We start from the raw sequence: 18,618 nt of genomic DNA on the forward strand, positions 1-18,618 counted from the left end.
CATGGTCAGTGCTCGTGCAGCAGGCTGGAAACGCGCTCTTCGATGATGCGCGTATGGTCGCCCGTGGCGATGTCGTACAGCACGGCGGCCGTGATTTCGTATTGCAGCACGCGGCGCGAGACGATGGCCTTGAGTTTATTCGCCACCGGCAGGAACAGCAGGTTGGCCAGGCCGACGCCATAGATGGTCGAGACAAACGCCACGGCAATGCCGCCGCCCAGCTTGCTCGGATCGGTGAGGTTTTCCATCACGTGGATCAGGCCCAGCACGGCGCCCAGGATGCCGATGGTGGGCGAATAACCGGCCGCCGATTCCCACACCTTGACGGCCTGGCGCTCGGCCATTTCATAGGCGGAGATTTCCACGTCGAGCAGCTGACGCAGCTTGTCGGGCGCGATGCCGTCGACGATCATCCTCAAGCCCTTGGCGTTGAAGCGGTCGGCCGTGTTTTCCATCAGGCGCTCGAGCGCCAGCGGGCCGTCGCGCCGCGCCGTCAGACTCCACTGCCCGATGTCGCGCGCCAGCGCGGCACGCGTGTCGGCCGGTGGCAAGAAGACCCAGCGCAGCATTTCCAGGCCGCGCACGAAGGTGCGCAGCCGCGTTTGCAGCAGCACGGCGCCGAAGGTGCCGATGACAACGATGGCAAAGGCGGCCGGCTGCAGCAGGGAGGCCATCTTGCCGCCTTCCAGTGCCTGGCCGACCAAAAGGCCCGCCAGCGCCAGCGCCAGCCCGATTACGCTGGACCAGTCCACGCCTGCTCCCTCAAGGTTGCGCGCAGGCGCGCGACGGCCTGGGTATGCAGCTGCGAGACGCGCGACTCCGACACGCCCATCACCGCGCCGATCTCCTTCAGGTTCAGCTCTTCTTCGTAATACAGGCCCATGAGTATTTTCTCGCGTGGTGGCAGCGCGTCGATGGCATCGATCACGGATTGCCGGAAATCGGTATCGAGCAGGGAACGCAAGGGGTCGCTGTCCTCGTCCACGCAGTGGCGGTCGAGGAAGCTGTCATTGCCGTCCGGGTCATGAAAGTCTTCGTAGTACACGAGCTGGTGGCCGCCGCCGTCGCCCAGCATTTCCTGGTAGTCGGCCAGCGACATCTTGAGCAGCTTCGCCACTTCCGACTCCGTCGGCGGATGGCCGAGGCGCTGCTGCAAGGTGCTCATCGCCTCTTCGATCTTGCGCATGTTCTGGCGCATGCTGCGCGGCAGCCAGTCGCTGGTGCGCAATTCGTCGAGCATGGCGCCGCGGATGCGCAGCACGGCATACGTCTCGAACTGCGCGCCATGCGTCTCTTCATAGCGGCTAATGGCATCGAGCAGGCCGATCATGCCGGCCTGGATCAGGTCATCGACCTCGACCGAAGGCGGCAATTTCGCCTTCATATGGTGCGCCAGACGCTTCACCAGCGGAATGTGCTCCGTCAGCAAATAGTCCTTGTTCGATTTCCCTTTGACCGTGTACATAGGCTGCTTATTGTTTTCTCATCTTATCTGGTGCTACGGTTCGATTCAGGCGCTGAACTGGTGCGGGCTCCCCGTCTGGTACAAGGTGCCGCCAAGCACCGGTGCCGCCGAACGGGCCAGCCGCTCGGCCAGTCCGCGAAACGCCACCGAGGCGCCCGCCAGCGGAAACGCATCGACCACGCTGCGGCCCAGCCGCGCCGCCCGGTGCAGATATTCGTCGGCAGGCACCGAACCCATCGAAGTCAGCTTCACGGCCAGGTAGCGGCTCGCCGCCTGCGCCATATTATCGTATACCACTTTTGCCTCGGATTCGGAAGCGCCGGTGACGAGAATGCCGAACGGACGGCGTCCCAGTTCCTGGCTCAGGCGCTTGATCAGGCAGTACGCCGCCTTGATCGAGGTGGCGCTGGTCGACACTTGCACGACGATATCGGACGAAGCCATCAGCGGCACGGGGAAGCAATCGCCCTCGTCTGCCACGACGCCGTCGACCAGCACGATGCCGCTCTGGCGCGCCAGCACCTCGAACGTCTTGCCCAGGCGGCGCAGTTCGTCCTCGCCCGCATAGTCCATGCTGTCCATCAAATGGTTGCGCGCACCCAGGCTGGCCACGCCAAAGCCTTGCGGCACCTGGTGGATGACCTGGTTCAGGCCGCACTGCTGGCGCGCCACGTCGCGCAGGCTGGCGCCGTGCGCCAGGCCCAGGCGCGCCGCCACGCCATCGCTGCCGCCGCTGGCGTCGAGCAGCAGCACGTCATTGCCGCCGTAGACGAGCGACGCGCCCAGATTGACCAGCATGGCGCCCTTGTCGTCCTGCGGCGTGGCCGAGAGGAACGTCATGACGCGCGGCTGCGGGCCGGCCAGCATGCGGCGCAAGCCTTCGGCCTGGTCGAAATCGAAATTAGCCAAGGTGCACCCCGCGCGCTTCATTGTTGCGGGCGGCCGCCTGCGCCATCAGCAGCGGCAGTTCGGCATCGGAAAACTGCGTCGCCGCCGCATCGCGCTTGAGCTTGAAGGCGCGGTCGATCAGGTAGCCGCGGTCGGCCAGGTACAGGTCTTCCGGCACGCGCTGGCCGTTCGACACATAAAACAGGTTCAGCTTCTGGCGGATCACCACGTCGAGCACATTGCCGATCGAGGCCGCTTCATCGAGCTTGGTCATGATGCAGCCGGCCAGGCCGCTGCCCTGGTAGGCGCGCACCACTTCGTTGAGGGTTTCCTGGGTCGCCGTGGAGTTCAGGCACAGCAGGCGTTTCACATCGGCGCCGGCGCCCGACAGCATGGCCACCTGCTCCGTGACCATCTGGTCGCGCTGGCTCACGCCGACCGTATCGATCAGCACCGTGTGCTTGTTCTTCAATTCCTTCAGGGCGATGCGCAAGTCCGCCTCGTCCTTCACGGAATGCACCATCACGCCGAGGATCTTGCCGTAGATGCGCAGCTGTTCGTGCGCGCCGATACGGTAGGCATCGGTGGTGATCAGGGCCAGCTTTTCCGGGCCGTGGCGCATCACGCAACGGGCCGCCAGCTTGGCCGTGCTGGTGGTCTTGCCGACGCCGGTCGGGCCCACCAAGGCAAACACGCCGCCCTGCTCCAGCATGGCGTCTTCATTGGCCACCGTATTCAGGTTGCGGCTGAGGACGGTCTTGATCCAGCGCATGCTTTGCGCACCATCGAGGCCGGCCGGCAGCTTGTCGATCAGGTAGCGCGCCAGGCTGGCCGAGAAGCCGGCGGCCAGCATTTCGCGCAGCACGACGGCTTTTTGCGGCTCGCGCTGCTGCGTCGAACCCCACGAGATTTCCGCCAGCTGGGTTTCCATCATGCCGCGCATGGCGCGGATTTCATTCATCATGCCGCTCATCTCGGCGGCGGCGTTTTCCTTGACGTGCGCCAGCGCGCTGGCCATCATCTGCTGCATGCGGGCCATGTCCACTGGCTCGGAGGCAGCCTGGCGCGGCGCGGCGGGACGCGGCGCAGCTGGGCGCTGGGCCGGGGCGGCCGGACGCTGCGGCGTGGCGAACTGGGTCTGCAACTGGGGACGGGGCTGGGCCATTTCGGAGGCGGCCGGCGGCGACGCCAGCGAAGCGGCATCGTCATTGGCCAGCGCGAGGATTTCCACCACGCCATCGGCCTGGCGGTTCGACAGAATCACGGCATCGGGGCCCAGCGCTTCACGCACCTTGCGCAGCGCATCGCGCGACGAGGCGCCCGTAAATTTCTTCACATTCATGACCGGCCTCCCAAGGCGGGGGTGGCGCAATATTGGCTGAACTGTGTGACCATCATCGACTCCTGTTGCTTGAGTGCTGTCTTCCACATGGACACAGATCACCCGGACAGTTTCCATTATTAGCGATGCTTGCAGGAAACGATCGAAGGAACAGGACGGGAAAGTACCCGTTATTCAGTTTGCCGAGAGGAAATTGATGTTTATTTGACCAAAGGCAAGGGCCGGGGTCAGACCCGGCGGGTCTGACTCCGGTACTAATGCTGTCAACTATTGTGCCCCCACCAGCGCCGTGACACGGATCGTCTTGGTTTCCGGCACTTCCGCATGCGACAGCACTTTGAGCTGCGGCAAGGCGCGGCGCAGGAAGCGCGACAGCAAGGCGCGCAGCGGCGCCGGCACCAGCAGCACCGGCGTCAGCCCCAGCGCTTCCTGCTGCTGCGCGGCCAGGCCCGCCTGGTGCGCGATGGTGTCGGCCAGGCCCGGCTCGATGCCGGCGCCGTCGCCGCCATTGCCCATCGCTTGCATCAGCAGGCGCTCCAGGCGGCTGTCGAGGGTCATCACGGACAGTTCGGCCGAGCCGGGGAACAGTTGCTGCACGATGGCGCGGCCCAGGGCCACGCGCACCAGCGCCGTCAGGTCGTTAGGGTCTTGCGTGCTGACCGTATGCTCGGCCAGGGTTTCGATGATGGTGCGCATGTCGCGGATGTGCACGCCTTCGGCCAGCAGGTTCTGCAGCACCTTCTGCAAGGTCGACAAAGACAGCATCTTCGGCACCAGGTCTTCCACCAGGCGCGGCGACTCCTTGCCCAGGTGGTCGAGCAGCGACTGCACTTCCGCGCGGCCCAGCAGCTCGGAAGCGTGCGAGGTGATCAGGTGGTTCAGGTGCGTGGCCACCACGGTGCCTGCGTCGACCACCGTGTAACCCATCGATTGGGCCTGGTCGCGCAAGCTCGCGTCGATCCAGGTGGCGGGCAAGCCGAAAGCGGGATCGTTCGTGGCCAGGCCCGGCAAGGTGCCACTGGCCATGCCGGGATTAATCGCCAGGAACTGGCCGTTGAACGCTTCGCCCACGCCCACTTCCACGCCCTTGAGGGTGATGCGGTAGGCGGACGGCTTCAATTCCAGGTTGTCGCGGATATGCACGGGTGGCGCCAGGAAACCCACTTCCTGGGCAAATTTCTTGCGGATGCCCTTGATGCGCTTGAGCAATTCGCCACCCTGCGTCTTGTCGACCAGGGGAATCAAACGGTAGCCCACTTCCAGGCCCAGGGTATCGACGGGCATGATGTCTTGCCAGCTGGCTTCTTCCTGCTCGGGCGCCACGGTCGCTTGCGGCACTTCGGCCGGTTTTTCGGACGCCTCTTTTTCCTGCATGCGTTTCTTGCTGATCAGAAAGGCGGCACCGGCCAGCAGCGAGGCCAGCAGCAGGAAGACCATGTTCGGCATGCCGGGAATCAAGCCCATGCCGCCGATGATGGCGGCGGTAATATACAGTACTTGCGGTTTCGCAAACAGCTGCCCCACCAGCTGGGTGCCGATGTCCTGTTCGCTGGCCACGCGCGAGACGACGATACCGGCCGCCGTGGAAATGATCAGCGAAGGAATCTGCGCCACCAGGCCGTCACCGATGGCCAGCAAGGTGTAGTTCTTGAGCGCGTCGGCAAAGCCCATGTCGTGCTGCAGCAAGCCCACCAGCAAGCCGCCGACGATATTGATGACGGTAACCATGATGCCGGCGATGGCGTCGCCGCGCACGTATTTGCTGGCACCATCCATGGCACCATAGAATTCCGCTTCCTGTGCCACTTCCGTGCGGCGGCGGCGCGCTTCGTCTTCACCGACCAGGCCCGCGTTCAGGTCGGCATCGATGGCCATCTGCTTGCCAGGCATGGCGTCCAGCGCGAAGCGGGCGCCCACCTCGGCGATACGCCCCGCGCCCTTGGTCACCACGGTAAAGTTGATGATCGTCAAAATGATGAAGACGACGATACCGACCGTGTAGTTGCCGCCGATCAGGAAGTGACCGAACGCCTCGATCACTTTACCGGCCGCGTCGGCGCCCGTATGGCCCTCCGTCAGCACCACGCGCGTGGACGCCACGTTCAGCGACAGGCGCAGCATGGTCGACACGAGCAGGATGGTCGGGAAGGCCATGAAGTCGAGCGGCTTGACCGTGTACAGCGCAGTCAGCAGCACGATGATCGACAGCGCGATATTGAAACTGAAGAAGATGTCGAGGATGAAGGCCGGCAGCGGCAGCACCATCATCGCCAGCAGCATGATGATGATGACCGGCGCGGCGATGCCCTTGCTGGCGTTGTTGCCCATTCCACTGAGCCAGGCTGGCATTCTCAGGCCGTTCATGGTGTACTTCCTTTATTCTTGTCTTCTGCGCCGGCTGCGGGCGGTGTCTGCGATGCGGGGTTCTGCGGGTCGAGCTCGGGCGGCACGTCGAGTTTCTTCGGCTTGTCGGGACGCTCGCCCTGGCCCTTGCCATAGCTGCGCAGCTGGAACACGTAGGCCAGCACTTCGGCCACGGCGCCATACAGCGCCTCGGGAATTTCGTCGCCGATATCCGTGTGCTTGTACAGCGCGCGCGCCAGGGCCGGCGCTTCCAGGATGGCAACCTTGTGTTCGCCGGCCAGTTCGCGGATCTTCGCGGCCACCTCGTCGATGCCCTTGGCCACCACCTGCGGCGCGCCGCGCGAATTCTCGCCATACTTCAAGGCCACCGCGTAGTGGGTAGGATTGGTCACCACCACGTCGGCCGTCGGCACATCGGCCATCATGCGGCGGCGCGACATTTCATGCTGCATCTGGCGTATCTTCGCCTTGATCTGCGGATTGCCGTCCGACTCTTTCGACTCTTGCTTGACTTCCTGCAAGGACATTTTCATCTTGTTAGCGTAGTGCCACATCTGGTACGGACCGTCGATGGCGGCGATCAGGCCCAGCGCGCCGACGATCAGCAAAAAGGCCGTGATCAGCAAGCTGATCAGATGAGCAGAACCGGCGCGCAGGGATTCCACCGACAAACCCAGCACGGCGTCCTTTTGATGCTGCATCACCATCCAGGCGACGACGCCGACGACGAGGGTCTTGGCGATGGCCTTGAGCAACTCCACCAGCGCATTCTTCGAAAACATGTTGCCCAGGCCGCGAATCGGGTTGAGCTTGCCAAAATTGGGGGTGAACGCCTTGGAACTGAACAGCCAGCCGCCCACCAGCACGGGCGAGGCCAGGGCGACGAGCATGATGGCCAGCGCGTACGGCAGGCAAGTCAGCAAGACGGAGCCCACGTCGTAGCCGATGCGCAACATCATCGCGTCGGGATTGAGTATCTGCTCCCGGTCCAGGGTCAGCCCGGACACCATGACGGCAGTCAACCGCCGCACGATGGCGTCGCCGGCAAACCACAGGCAGCAGCCGGACGCCATCAGCACAGTGAACGTTGCCACTTCACGCGATCGCGGAACGTCGCCTTCCTCACGCGCCTGCTCGAGGCGCTTCGGTGACGCGGCTTCGGTCTTTTCTGCGTCGCTGTCTTCCGACATCAATCAACTCCGGTGAAGTCCTGCAGCCTGGCTAGGCGCAATACGGACTGGGCATGTGGCATTATCGGTTCAAGCGGGCACACGCCATCGGGGGAGAAGGAGGGCAATTGCCCTGCTTTTCCTTTGCTCCCCAGAAACCTTAGCGGGACTTCCTTGCTTCCGCCTGCTTGACAGTCTGCTCGATGGCGCCAAACAAGGACTTGCCGTCGTCACCCAGCATCTCCAATCGAACAACATCACCAAACAACAGAAATGGCGTGCTGGCGACGCCATCGGCGATCATCTCCTGGTTACGTCGCTCAACGATGCTGGAAAAACCCTTCTTGACTTCCTTGTTGGCGACCCCGCCCGCGCTGACCACGCTGCCGCTGCGCGCGTTGCGCGTCTGGCACAGATGGGCGAGCAATTGCGGGTAATTGAACGCCATGTCGGCGCCCGCGTGGGGCTGGCCCGTCAACTTGCCGTTCAGGCTGCAGCGCAGGGCGTGATGCACCTTGCCGCCGCGCCAGGCATCGCCCAGCTCGTCAGGCGTGATGGCGACAGGAGAGCAGGCCATGGCCGGTTTCGCTTGCAGGAAACCATAACCACTCGCCTGCTCGTCCGGCACCAGGTTGCGCAAGGTGATGTCGTTGACCAGCATCAACAGCTTGATGTTCAGGTGTGCCTGGTCGGGCGTGGAGCCCATGACCACGTCGTCCGTGATGGCGGCGATGCCTGCCTCGTAATCGATGCCCCACTGCTCGTGCGCCAGGATGATCTCGTCGTGGGCACCGAGGAAATTGTCGCTGGCGCCCTGGTACATGCGCGGTGCGTCGCGCAAGTTGGCCGGTACCTCGCTGCCTGCGGCCTTGCAGGCCCGCTCGATCTGCGACAGGTAGGATACGCCGGCCACGCGCAGGCTGCTGCGCGGCAAGGGCGCCATGCAGTTAGCGGGGTCGAATTCAAAGGCGCGATGGCCGCGGCCGCTATTGATGGTCTGGTACAGCAAATCGAGCTGGGGCGCGATGAAACTCCAGTCGTCGAGCGCCTTTTGCAGGGTCGGGGCGATGCCGTCGGCCAGATGGGCCGTTTTCAGGTCGCGCGACACGACAGCCAGCTGGCCGTCGCGCGTGCCATCCTTCAGGGTAGCTAATTTCATAGGCGGGAAACTTCGTCAAATGCAGGCAATGGAGGCTAAAGACGCCAAAAAGCCGGGATATCCCCGGCTTTGGCGGTCAGGAAGGAACTAGGCCAGGAGCGCGATCTGCTCGGGCGTGAGGTAGCACCACTCGCCTTCGGCGATGCCCAGCGATTCCAGGGTCAGGCTGCCGATGGCGGAACGGTGCAGCGCGCTGCAATGGTTGCCGGCGGCGGCCAGCATGCGCTTGACCTGGTGGTATTTGCCTTGCTCGAGCACGATTTCCAGCTGGTGCTCGCCCCGCTTGACGCAGACGAGGGCGGCCAGCGGGGCCGGTTCGTCGTGCAATTGCACGCCGGCCAATAGCAGGGCCACCAGTTCATCGGTCACGGGCTCTTGCGTAGTGGCCTGGTAAATCTTGGGAACGTGCCGCTTCGGCGACGATTGGGCATGGATAAATGGGCCATCGTCGGACATCAGCAGCATGCCGGTCGTATCGTGGTCGAGCCGGCCGACGGGCTGAACTTCGCGCCAGGTGAATTGCTCCGGCAGCAAGGTCAACACGCCAGGATGATGGCTGGGCTTGCGCGAGCATTCGAAGTTGGCGGGCTTGTTCAGCGCCAGGTACAGGTGCTGGCGGACCACCCATTCTTCTTCAAATACATGCAGCACCAGGCCTTCGGTCTCGACGGTGGTGCGGTAATTGGTCTGGGTGACGCCATCGATGACGACATCGCCATCCTCGATGAGGGAACGACAATATTTACGGGTGCCAAAACCCTGCGATTGCAGGATGCGGTCTAGGGATAATTTACTCATGGGCGTGACTTTACCAGAAGCGGGTGGCAGCGTGAAGCGGCGGCACCTGGCGCCCGCACGGCGGTGCAGGCGGCACGAAACCATGGCACACGCAGAAATACCAAAAAGAACAAGGTGAGATTTGGCGAGAAATGGTTGATTCCTTTGAGAAATATCAAGCGCTCGGAATATCGCATTGATAGACTGAAACTTCGGTAGGAATCCGCCTAACGAGCTTTAGGAATAATAACCAGGCAACGACCCACAAGGACATTGTATGAAGCATACCGATACCATCGCCTTACAAGGCAGCATCGCCGACATGCGCCAGCGCATCGCTGCGGAACAGGCGGCCATGCACAAAGTCAGACTCGGCGTGGCACGCTGGAGCAGCACCCCTGCGCCGCAGGATGCGGACGCGCCGCCATCGCCAGCCAGCCAGACGCACTGGCATGCCGAGGCGCAATGCCATTTCATGTGCTGGCTGGAACTGGGTGGTTTTGCGCACGCGGATGCGGACGCAGACGCGGAAACCGACAGCGTGGCCGCGCCTGCCATGGCGGACATACCGTCCGACACCAACGCCAGCGTCGGCGCTGCGGTGGCCAGGCAGCCCCTGCCCGCGCACTGCAACGGCTGCGCCGTCTGAGCGCGGCCCGTCCGACCAGCCATGCCCTGCCTTCGCATGCCTGCCTTGCCAGCGCACCCAGACCCATCCGCCGACACCGGCCCATCCAGCACACACAAAAGGAAACGGCGGCATTGCGCCGCCGTTCCCAAGCCCCATCGGGACTTTAGTGAGGAATGTAAATTCACTCAAAACCACATCTGCGATGCGGCGAGTAGTTCCAAGACCTGCCAATCAAGTTAGTACTGACAACATAGTTGATATATCGCCCCTCCTTGAAAAGAACTACGCTTTCACTATAGCCCAAGCAGCCCCGTTTTCAAGCCAATTTACCACCTTATTGAAAATCATTCTCGATTGGCTTGCCTGCCAGCCAAGAGTGATGTCCTCAGCGCAACGCCGGTTGTGACTGCTGCACGGCCGCCTTCATGGCGCCAGCGCCCATGGCGGCGCCAAACTTTTTCAGCACCCGTTCCGGCAAGCCTTCATGCTGCGTGTAGTCGACGATGTCTTCCGCCTTGACGATATCGCGCGCCACGCTGTCGACCGTGCCGAAATCGTCGGCCAGGCCCATTTCCACGGCTTTCGCGCCCGTCCAGTACAGGCCGGAGAAGGTATCGGCCGTTTCCTTCAGGCGCTTGCCCCGTCCCGTGCGCACGACGTCGATGAATTGCTGGTGGATTTCATTGAGCATGCTCTGCGCATACGCCTTGTGTTTTTCCGTCAGTGGGCTGAACGGGTCCATGAAGCCCTTGTTCTCGCCCGCCGTCAGCAAGCGGCGCTCGACGCCGACTTTTTCCATCACGCCCGTGAAGCCGAAGCCATCCATCAGCACGCCGATGGAACCGACCACGCTGGCCTTGTTGACGTAGATGCGGTCGGCGGCGGCGGCGATGTAATAGCCGCCCGAGGCGCACATTTCATCGACCACCACATATAAAGGCTTGTCCGGATAGCCCTTGCGCAGGCGCTGCATCTCGTCGACGATCATGCCGGCCTGCACGGGACTGCCGCCCGGACTATTAATATGCAGCACCACGGCCACGGAGCCGGCATCGGAAAATGCCTTGTCCAGCGCGGGGATGACGACGGCGGCCGAGCCGCTGCCTTCGGACTCGATGGCGCCGCTGATGTCGATCAGGGCCGTGTGGCGGCCCAGGGTTTCGCTGTCGTCGGCCGTGTTGTAGTCATAAAACACCCACAGGGCGAACAGCACGATCAGCAGGCTGAAGACCTTGAAAAAGATGCTCCAGCGGCGGTGTGCGCGTTGCTCTTGCAAAGTGGCAAATACCAGCTTTTCCAGCACGTCGCGCTCCCAGTGTCCCGCAGGGGCGCCGTGGCCGGCGGCTGGCGCGCTGCTGGCCAGCTTGTCATTCGTGTTATCGCTCATGGTTCACTTTGCTTAAATTACAGAAAGCCCGTCCCGGCCTCAGGCCGGCAGTGGCTGGACATACTCGTCGGGTTGCCAGTACAGCTGGCCATCGCGCTCGGCCACGGCAATCGGACGCAAGCGCCCGCCCTTGCAGGGGCCGCCCGCGCACAGGCCGCTTTCCGGCACATAGATGGCGCCATGCGTCGAACACATCAGGTACAAGCCGCTGGACTCGAAAAACTCGCCCTCAGCCCAGTCCAGTTCGATCGGCACGTGGGCGCAGCGGTTCAGGTAGCCATACGCCTTGCCGCCATGGCGCACGACAAAACCGGTGGTCGCTTCGCCACCGGCCGAGACGGGAAAGCGCACGCCCTTGCCGCCATCGGCCACGGCGTCGGCGGCGCAAATGAATACATCGACAACATCGTTCATCATGCGTGCTCGCTCAGCCATTGATGCAGGTCGGCCACCGTGGCGGCCGAATACAGGGGATGGCAAGCTTGCAACTGCTCCACCGGATGCGCTCCATACTCTACGGCAATACTGGCCGCGCCGGCATTGCTTGCCATCAACAAATCATGACTGGTGTCGCCGATCATCACGGTGCGGCGCATATCCTGCCCCAGTTCGCGCGTCAGTTCCTGCAGCATGGCCGGATGGGGCTTGGAAAAGGTTTCGTCGGCGCAGCGCGTCGCATCGAACAGGGACAGCAGCTTGACGGCATTCAAGGAGCGGTTCAGGCCGACACGGCTCTTGCCCGTGGCCACCGCCAGGAAATACGCCTGCTGCGAGAGTTCCTGCAGCATTTCGTAGACGCCCGGAAACAGGGCCAGCTCATGGTCGCGCGACAGGTAGTGATAGCGGTAGCGCTCGGCCATGCGCGCATGGTATTTCGGCTCCACGTCGGGCATCACCAGCTGCATGGCTTCCTGCAAGCCCAGGCCGATCACATGCGAAGCGAGCAACTCGGTGGGAATTGGCAAGCCCAAGTCTTTGGCCGACGCCTGGATGCACTTGACGATGGTCGAGGTACTGTCTATCAGCGTACCGTCCCAATCGAAGACGATCAGATCAAATTGCTTTCTTGCCATGTTTCCCGACGGCATAGCCGCCGGCTCCTTGATAGTGAATGACGGCGACTGACTACCTTGTGAGTAGTGTCACGCGCACAGTGCTTACTTATCGTGCGGCAACGGCCAATGGTTTGCCCAAGCTTACCAAGAAACGCTCGCATTCGGCAGCCAGCGGCGCGTTCAGGGTCATCGTCTTGCCCGTTTCCGGATGCGTAAACGTGATCTGGTGCGCGTGCAGGAACATGCGTTTCAGGGCACCGCGCGTGCTGTCGGCTTTCAACAGGGCACGGTTGAGGGCAAAGTCGCCATATTTATCGTCGCCGGCGATGGGGAAACCGGACGAAGACAGGTGCACGCGGATCTGGTGCGTGCGTCCCGTCTTCAATTCCGCTTCCAGCAAGGCGAAGTTGTGATATTTATGCAACAGTGAAAACACCGTGTGCGACGCCAGGCCATCAGCCTGCACGGCCACCCGTCGCTCGCCTTCGGCCGTCGTATATTTATGCAGCGGCAACTTGATATGCTGGCGCGCATTCTTCCAGTCGCCGGCCACCAGCACCAGGTAGCGCTTGTCCGTGACGCCATCGCGCATCTGCTCGTGCAAGTTCGTCAACGCGGAACGTTTCTTTGCCAGCAACAGCAGTCCGGACGTGTCGCGGTCCAGGCGGTGCACCAATTCCAGGAACTTGGCGTCGGGGCGCGAAGCGCGCAATTGCTCGATCACGCCGAACGACACGCCCGAGCCGCCATGCACGGCCACGCCGGCCGGCTTGTCGATGACGAGCAGCTGCGCATCTTCGAAGATGATCTTGAATTCGGCGGCCGGCGCGCCCGTGGGCGCCTTTTCGGCCACGCGCACGGGGGGAATGCGCACCACGTCGCCAGCGGCGAGACGGTACAGCTGATCGATACGGCCTTTATTAACCCGCACTTCTCCCGATCGCAAGATCCGGTAGATGTGGCTTTTAGGCACTCCCTTGCACACTCTTAATAAGTAGTTGTCGATGCGCTGGCCTGCTTCTTCCTCGGCGATCGTTACGAATTGGGCTTGCGGCTGAACCGGGGGTGTTGAAGGGGGAACAACATCATTTTGACTCTTCATTTACTATGTCTTCCCAGAAATCTCTCTAAGTCCTTCATTTTGAATATATAATTGTTTTTGCTGCGGCCCTGGCTGCTGCGAGTGTAAGAATAAAAGCACATTTTACACAGGGGCGTCTCCACCGGCCTCGCCAAATTGCAAATTCGGTGGAAAAAAATGTATATGCACCATCCCTGCGCGAATCAAGGTTGCACCGTAGTTGTAATCGGATAACGCGTGGAGATGCTGAAGTGAGTGTATTGGATTATAAGGATAAGTACCCGTTAGCGCGACTTATCGAGTCGGGCTCGCGGGTTGATGAAGTTGATAACGCTTGCCGTTTTCGCCAAACCCCGTATGCGGCCACAATACTGAGGGTTGTCGATGAATAGGCTGAGGCCAAGCCTCGCCATCGCGATCCCTGTAATGAGCCGGCTTACGATTTGGCTCTGAATTTGCTGACCACTTGCATTCTCTGCCCCCGACATCCGGGCTGCTTCAGATGAGTTGCAAGTGTCCTGTGCACTCGGCATGACGATCGACCTCACCGCGCCTGTTGCGGCCGTAACGTATACCTCGTACGCGTTGTTGCTCCGCACGCCTAGGCATTTCCCCCGCCAGCACTCCCGTTCTCGCATATATCCCTGTACTTCGCCGCTTCCCCGGAAGCGGCTTTGAGATGGCCTACGGGTCGCGGAGTTATAAAAATGAAACGCATGTTGTTTAATGCCACGCAGCAAGAAGAACTGCGCGTAGCGATTGTCGACGGACAAAAACTGATCGACATCGATATCGAGACAGCCGGGCGCGAACAGCGCAAATCCAACATCTACAAGGGCGTGATCACGCGCATCGAGCCATCGCTCGAAGCGTGCTTCGTCAGCTATGGCGAAGACCGCCACGGCTTCCTGCCTTTCAAGGAAGTTGCCCGCACGTACTTCCGTGAAGGCGTGGACGTGCGTAACGCTTCCGTCAAGGAAGCGCTGCGCGAAGGCCAGGAAATCATGGTCCAGGTGGAAAAGGAAGAGCGCGGCAACAAGGGCGCCGCCCTGACCTCGTTCGTCTCGCTGGCCGGCCGTTACCTGGTCCTGATGCCGAACAACCCGCGTGGCGGTGGCGTATCGCGCCGCGTGGAAGGTGAAGAGCGCCAGGAATTGCGCGAAACCATGGATAAACTGGACTTGCCTGCTGGCATGTCCGTCATTGCCCGCACGGCAGGCATCGGCCGCAACGTCGATGAGCTGCAGTGGGACTTGAATTACCTGATGCAACTGTGGCGCGCCATCGAAGGCGCCGGCAAGTCGGCCAACGGCGCTTTCCTGATCTACCAGGAATCGTCGCTCGTCATCCGCGCCATCCGCGACTACTTCCAGCCCGACATCGGCGAGATCCTGATCGACACCGACGAGATCTACGACCAGGCGCACCAGTTCATGAGCCACGTGATGCCCGACATGGTGCACCGCGTAAAACGCTACAGCGACGACGTGCCGCTGTTCTCGCGCTTCCAGATCGAACACCAGATCGAAACGGCGTACAGCCGCACCGTGCCGTTGCCATCGGGCGGCGCCATCGTTATCGACCATACCGAAGCACTGGTCTCCGTCGACGTCAACTCGGCCCGCGCCACGCGCGGCTCGGACATCGAGACGACCGCCTTCAACACCAACTGCGAAGCGGCCGAAGAAGTGGCCCGCCAGCTGCGTCTGCGCGACTTGGGCGGCCTGATCGTCATCGACTTCATCGACATGGAAGTGGCAAAGAATCAGCGCGAAGTGGAACAGCGTCTGAAAGATGCGCTGCACCATGACCGTGCCCGTGTACAAATGGGCAAGATTTCCCGCTTCGGCCTGATGGAACTGTCGCGCCAGCGCCTGCGTCCTTCGCTGTCCGAAGGCTCGCACGTGACGTGCCCGCGCTGCTCCGGCACCGGCCACATCCGCGATACGGAGTCGTCCGCCCTGCAGGTGCTGCGCATCATCCAGGAAGAGGCGATGAAGGAAAACTCGGCCACCATCCACGTGCAGGTGCCCGTGGACGTGGGCGCCTTCCTGCTGAACGAAAAGCGCGGCGAAGTACTGAAAATCGAGAACCGCCACCGCATCGCCGTGATCCTGATCCCGAACAAGCATCTGGAAACGCCGCACTACAAGCTCGAACGCATCAAGCACGACGATCCGCGTCTGGAAGACAGCCAGGCCAGCTACAACCTGGCTGAAAGCGCTGAAACCGACATGGCTTACAGCAAGCGCCAGAAGGAAGAAGCCAAGCCGCGCCAGGAAGCCGTCGTCAAGACGATCACCCCTGACCAGCCGGCACCGCTGGTCGAGCGCAAGCCCGTCGAAGCGAAACCGGCTCCAGTGGCCGCGCCTGCCGCACCACAGGGCCTGATCGCCAAGATCATCAGCTTCTTCACCGGCGCCCCGGCACCGGTGGCACCGGCACCCGCCCCTGTCGCACCAGCCAAGCCGGCCGGCGCCGACCGCGGCGACCGCAACAGCCGTGGCCCGCGTGGCCGTGGCCGCAACGGCAAGCCTGGCCGCGAAGAACGCGAACCGGGCCAGGGCCGTCCAGCCCAGGACGATGCAGCGGCGGAAGCACTGGAAAAAGCGGCACGTCCGCCACGCCCACCGCGTCCGCCACGCGAACCGCGTGAAGCCCGCGAAGGCGGCGATGCAACGGCGGCACCACGCGAACGCGGTGAGCGTCCTGAACGCGCCGAGCGTCCGGAACGCGCAGAACGTCCGGAACGTGCCGAACGTCCGCCACGCCAGCCACGCGAAGGCCGCGAACCGCGCGCCGACAAGGCTGTTGTTGCTGAAGTGAAAGCTGAAGAGCTGGCACTGGTTGGCGCCACCGTCAGCGCAGTGAACGTCGTCGTGCCGTCCAACGGCCCGGAATCCGACGCCGCACCGGCGAACCTGCTGAAAGCACCGGCGAATGCCGGTCCTGAAGGCGAAGAGACGGAAAACGACGTGGAAGGTGAAGAACCGCGCCGCCGCCGCCGTCGTGGCGGCCGCAACCGCAACCGCCGCGACCGCGAAACGGGCGAGCTGATCGAATCGGCAAACGGTGAAAACGAAGGCCAGGATGCACCGGTAATCAGCTTCACGGTTGCTCCGGCGCCGGAAGCTGCCGCCGATGCCGCTCCAGTAGCCGTCGTGGCTGCCGCCGCTGTCGTCGCCGTCGCTGCGCCAGTGGAAGCTGCTGCCGAAACCGCTCCTGCCGTCGCGGCCGAAGTGGTCGAAGTGGTCGAAATCGCCAAGGTCGTGGACATCGCCAAGGTCGAAGAAGCCGCACCAGCCGCTGAAGTGATCGTAGCGCCAGCCCCTGTGGAAGCGGCAGCAGCGCAAGCTGAACCAGCCGCTGCCGAACCAGTACCAGCTGCCGAGTACAGCTTTGCCGAGAAAACGGAAGCTGCACCGGCGCAAGCGCCTGCTCCAGCGGAAGTCATCGTCGAAGCGGCGCCAGTCGTGGAAACGGTTGCTGTCGTGGAAACCGTCGCTGTAGCTGAAGAAGCGCCAGTCGCCGAAGCGGCACCGGCCGTGGTGGAAGCGGCCCCGGTGGTTGCCGAAGTGGCTCCCGCCCCTGTTCCTGCACCTGCTCCGGCGCCAGCCCCTGTCGTTGCTCCTGCTCCTGCTCCTGCTCCTGCTCCTGCAGCGCCAGTCGCCGCGCCGCTGGACTTGAGCGCAGTGCTCGGTTCGGCCGGCCTGACCCTGGCTGCCACCGATCCGGAAAAACTGCGCCTGGCGCAGGAAGCCGCTGCCAAGGCAGTCGCTCCCGTGCGCAAGCCGCGCGAACGCAAGCCATTGCCGCCGCAATCGGATGAGCCGTTGATCCAGGTCAACACGCAACGTCCATAAGCGCGCCGGGTTCGCCCAGCCGCCAATGATGAAAGGGGAAGCTCAGGCTTCCCCTTTTTTACGTCCACTTCTTTGCCAGCCATCCGCCCGCCATGCACGAGAACGCCAATCAAGCTCCCGCCCCCGTCAGCCTGCGCAGCGCCTTCCGCTACTGGCTCAAGCTCGGTTGCGTCAGTTTTGGCGGCCCGGCCGGGCAAATCGCCATGATGCATGCGGAGCTGGTGGAAAAGCGGCGCTGGATTTCCGAGCAGCGCTTCCTGCACGCCCTCAACTACTGCATGCTGCTGCCGGGGCCGGAAGCGACCCAGCTGGCCATCTACATCGGCTGGCTGATGCACCGCACGCGCGGCGCCCTGGTGGCGGGCCTGCTGTTCTTGCTGCCCTCGCTGATCGTGCTGATCGTGCTGTCCTGGCTCTACATGGCGTATGGCCACGTGGGCGCCATCGCCGGCGTCCTGTACGGCATCAAGCCGGCCGTCGTCGCCATCGTGCTGGCGGCCGCCTGGCGCCTGGGCCGGCGCACCTTGCGCAGCCCCGGCCTGATCACCATCGCGGCGGGCGCATTTGTCGCCATCGCCGCGCTACAGCTGCCATTTCCGCTGATCCTGCTCGCCGCCGCCCTGCTGGGCATGGCGGGCGGGCGCTGGCTGCCGGCCCACTTCCATGTCGGCGCCGCCTCGCATGGCGGCGCGGCCCGCTACGGCGCCGCCCTCATCGATGACGACACGCCCACGCCGGAGCACGCGCGCTTCAGCTGGCCGCGCCTGCTGGCCACCTGTGCGCTGGGCCTGGCCCTGGCTTTCCTCGCCTGGCTGGGCCTGGCGCTGGCGGGCGGCGCGGACCAGCCGCTGGCGCAGATGGGCGTGTTTTTCAGCAAGGCGGCCCTGCTCACGTTTGGCGGCGCGTATGCCGTGCTGCCGTATCTGGTACAGGGCGCCGCCGACCACTACCACTGGATCACCAGCGAGCAAATGATGGATGGCCTGGCGCTGGGCGAAACGACGCCCGGCCCCCTGATCATGATCGTCGCCTTCATCGGTTTTGTCGGCGGCTGGAGCCATGCCGTGACAGGGGAGCAGCTGTGGCTGGCGGGCGTGTGCGGCGCGCTCGTCGCCAGCTGGTTTACCTTCCTGCCCTCGTTCATCTTCATCCTGGCCGGTGCGCCGCTGGTGGAAGCATCGCGCGGAAATCTGCGCCTGAGCGCGCCCCTGACGGCCATCTCGGCAGCCGTGGTGGGCGTCATCGCCAGCCTGGCGCTGTTCTTTGGCCGCCATATCTTCTGGCAAGAAAACCCGCTGCCGCACTGGGAATGGCTGGCGATGTTCATCGCGCTGGCGGCCGGCGTGGCGCTGATCAGGTTTCAAGTGGGCACCATCAAATTGCTGCTCGCCTGTGCCATCTTCGGCCTCGTGCTATCGTATCTGCCTTGAACGACTC

At 63.1% G+C, this 18,618-nt stretch carries 15 protein-coding genes; 3 read left to right on the forward strand and 12 right to left on the reverse strand.

Translation table 11 applies throughout. From position 1 onward, the window contains the following. Nucleotides 1-5: 5 nt before the first annotated feature. The 8 genes from O3297_RS15355 to O3297_RS15390 form a co-directional block, all read right to left on the reverse strand. A complete protein-coding gene (locus O3297_RS15355) occupies nucleotides 6-752 on the reverse strand; it encodes a flagellar motor protein (protein WP_034785295.1) in 747 nt (248 codons plus the stop codon). Then, complete coding sequence (locus tag O3297_RS15360; RefSeq protein ID WP_010400804.1) at nucleotides 734-1,465, reverse strand: RNA polymerase sigma factor FliA; 732 nt, start codon at nucleotides 1,463-1,465, stop codon at nucleotides 734-736. Before O3297_RS15360 ends, O3297_RS15355 begins: the two co-directional genes overlap by 19 nt. Nucleotides 1,466-1,510: 45 nt before the next feature. Beyond that, nucleotides 1,511-2,374, reverse strand: coding sequence for an antiactivator of flagellar biosynthesis FleN protein (locus tag O3297_RS15365; protein ID WP_034785294.1), 864 nt, complete (start codon nucleotides 2,372-2,374; stop codon nucleotides 1,511-1,513). Further along, nucleotides 2,367-3,695, reverse strand: coding sequence for a flagellar biosynthesis protein FlhF (gene flhF / locus O3297_RS15370; protein ID WP_034785293.1), 1,329 nt, complete (start codon nucleotides 3,693-3,695; stop codon nucleotides 2,367-2,369). Before flhF ends, O3297_RS15365 begins: the two co-directional genes overlap by 8 nt. A gap of 267 nt (nucleotides 3,696-3,962) precedes the next feature. Next, the gene (flhA, locus tag O3297_RS15375; protein WP_305049077.1) at nucleotides 3,963-6,059 is read right to left on the reverse strand and encodes a flagellar biosynthesis protein FlhA; all 2,097 of its coding nucleotides are present in this window, start codon (nucleotides 6,057-6,059) and stop codon (nucleotides 3,963-3,965) included. Then, nucleotides 6,056-7,249, reverse strand: coding sequence for a flagellar biosynthesis protein FlhB (gene flhB, locus O3297_RS15380; protein ID WP_034785289.1), 1,194 nt, complete (start codon nucleotides 7,247-7,249; stop codon nucleotides 6,056-6,058). The genes flhA and flhB overlap by 4 nt, the downstream gene beginning before the upstream one ends. A 139-nt stretch (nucleotides 7,250-7,388) precedes the next feature. Further along, nucleotides 7,389-8,387, reverse strand: a complete 999-nt coding sequence (locus tag O3297_RS15385; protein ID WP_305049078.1) for a fumarylacetoacetate hydrolase family protein — start codon at nucleotides 8,385-8,387, stop codon at nucleotides 7,389-7,391. An 87-nt stretch (nucleotides 8,388-8,474) separates the two neighbouring features. Continuing rightward, a complete protein-coding gene (locus tag O3297_RS15390; protein ID WP_034785285.1) occupies nucleotides 8,475-9,185 on the reverse strand; it encodes a pseudouridine synthase in 711 nt (236 codons plus the stop codon). Nucleotides 9,186-9,441: 256 nt separating this feature from the next. Between O3297_RS15390 and O3297_RS15395 the strand changes: the two genes are divergently transcribed. Next, a complete protein-coding gene (locus O3297_RS15395; RefSeq protein WP_305049079.1) occupies nucleotides 9,442-9,813 on the forward strand; it encodes a hypothetical protein in 372 nt (123 codons plus the stop codon). A gap of 367 nt (nucleotides 9,814-10,180) precedes the next feature. Here O3297_RS15395 and O3297_RS15400 read toward each other — a convergent pair whose 3' ends face one another. The 4 genes from O3297_RS15400 to O3297_RS15415 all read right to left on the reverse strand — a co-directional run bounded on the left by O3297_RS15400 (nucleotide 10,181) and on the right by O3297_RS15415 (nucleotide 13,339). Continuing rightward, a complete protein-coding gene (locus O3297_RS15400; RefSeq protein ID WP_034785283.1) occupies nucleotides 10,181-11,182 on the reverse strand; it encodes a S49 family peptidase in 1,002 nt (333 codons plus the stop codon). A gap of 39 nt (nucleotides 11,183-11,221) precedes the next feature. Next, on the reverse strand, nucleotides 11,222-11,599 hold the full coding sequence (locus O3297_RS15405; protein WP_092608465.1) for a Rieske 2Fe-2S domain-containing protein: 378 nt from the start codon (nucleotides 11,597-11,599) through the stop codon (nucleotides 11,222-11,224). Then, on the reverse strand, nucleotides 11,596-12,255 hold the full coding sequence (locus O3297_RS15410; RefSeq protein WP_034785432.1) for an HAD-IIIA family hydrolase: 660 nt from the start codon (nucleotides 12,253-12,255) through the stop codon (nucleotides 11,596-11,598). Before O3297_RS15410 ends, O3297_RS15405 begins: the two co-directional genes overlap by 4 nt. 88 nt (nucleotides 12,256-12,343) lie before the next feature. Further along, nucleotides 12,344-13,339, reverse strand: a complete 996-nt coding sequence (locus tag O3297_RS15415; protein ID WP_034785281.1) for an RluA family pseudouridine synthase — start codon at nucleotides 13,337-13,339, stop codon at nucleotides 12,344-12,346. Nucleotides 13,340-14,025: 686 nt separating this feature from the next. Between O3297_RS15415 and O3297_RS15420 the strand changes: the two genes are divergently transcribed. Both O3297_RS15420 and chrA read left to right on the forward strand, forming a co-directional pair. After that, the gene (locus O3297_RS15420) at nucleotides 14,026-17,181 is read left to right on the forward strand and encodes an Rne/Rng family ribonuclease (protein WP_305049080.1); all 3,156 of its coding nucleotides are present in this window, start codon (nucleotides 14,026-14,028) and stop codon (nucleotides 17,179-17,181) included. A gap of 92 nt (nucleotides 17,182-17,273) precedes the next feature. After that, nucleotides 17,274-18,611: a chromate efflux transporter gene (gene chrA / locus O3297_RS15425; protein ID WP_305049081.1), complete on the forward strand. Its 1,338-nt coding sequence runs from the start codon at nucleotides 17,274-17,276 to the stop codon at nucleotides 18,609-18,611. The last annotated feature ends 7 nt before the right edge of the window (nucleotides 18,612-18,618 follow it).

The sequence above is a fragment of the Janthinobacterium sp. SUN128 genome, assembly GCF_030587275.1.
Taxonomy (GTDB): Bacteria; Pseudomonadota; Gammaproteobacteria; order Burkholderiales; family Burkholderiaceae_D; genus Janthinobacterium; species Janthinobacterium lividum.

What these genes read in the sequence shown, in the direction of transcription:
- O3297_RS15360 (WP_010400804.1), bottom strand. Translation starts at nt 1,465, where the DNA reads ATGTACACGGTCAAAGGGAAATCGAACAAGGACTATTTGCTGACGGAG.
- flhF (WP_034785293.1), bottom strand. Translation starts at nt 3,695, where the DNA reads ATGAATGTGAAGAAATTTACGGGCGCCTCGTCGCGCGATGCGCTGCGC.
- flhA (WP_305049077.1), bottom strand. Translation starts at nt 6,059, where the DNA reads ATGAACGGCCTGAGAATGCCAGCCTGGCTCAGTGGAATGGGCAACAAC.
- flhB (WP_034785289.1), bottom strand. Translation starts at nt 7,249, where the DNA reads ATGTCGGAAGACAGCGACGCAGAAAAGACCGAAGCCGCGTCACCGAAG.
- O3297_RS15385 (WP_305049078.1), bottom strand. Translation starts at nt 8,387, where the DNA reads ATGAAATTAGCTACCCTGAAGGATGGCACGCGCGACGGCCAGCTGGCT.
- O3297_RS15390 (WP_034785285.1), bottom strand. Translation starts at nt 9,185, where the DNA reads ATGAGTAAATTATCCCTAGACCGCATCCTGCAATCGCAGGGTTTTGGC.
- O3297_RS15395 (WP_305049079.1), top strand. Translation starts at nt 9,442, where the DNA reads ATGAAGCATACCGATACCATCGCCTTACAAGGCAGCATCGCCGACATG.
- O3297_RS15400 (WP_034785283.1), bottom strand. Translation starts at nt 11,182, where the DNA reads ATGAGCGATAACACGAATGACAAGCTGGCCAGCAGCGCGCCAGCCGCC.
- O3297_RS15405 (WP_092608465.1), bottom strand. Translation starts at nt 11,599, where the DNA reads ATGATGAACGATGTTGTCGATGTATTCATTTGCGCCGCCGACGCCGTG.
- O3297_RS15410 (WP_034785432.1), bottom strand. Translation starts at nt 12,255, where the DNA reads ATGGCAAGAAAGCAATTTGATCTGATCGTCTTCGATTGGGACGGTACG.
- O3297_RS15415 (WP_034785281.1), bottom strand. Translation starts at nt 13,339, where the DNA reads ATGAAGAGTCAAAATGATGTTGTTCCCCCTTCAACACCCCCGGTTCAG.
- O3297_RS15420 (WP_305049080.1), top strand. Translation starts at nt 14,026, where the DNA reads ATGAAACGCATGTTGTTTAATGCCACGCAGCAAGAAGAACTGCGCGTA.
- chrA (WP_305049081.1), top strand. Translation starts at nt 17,274, where the DNA reads ATGCACGAGAACGCCAATCAAGCTCCCGCCCCCGTCAGCCTGCGCAGC.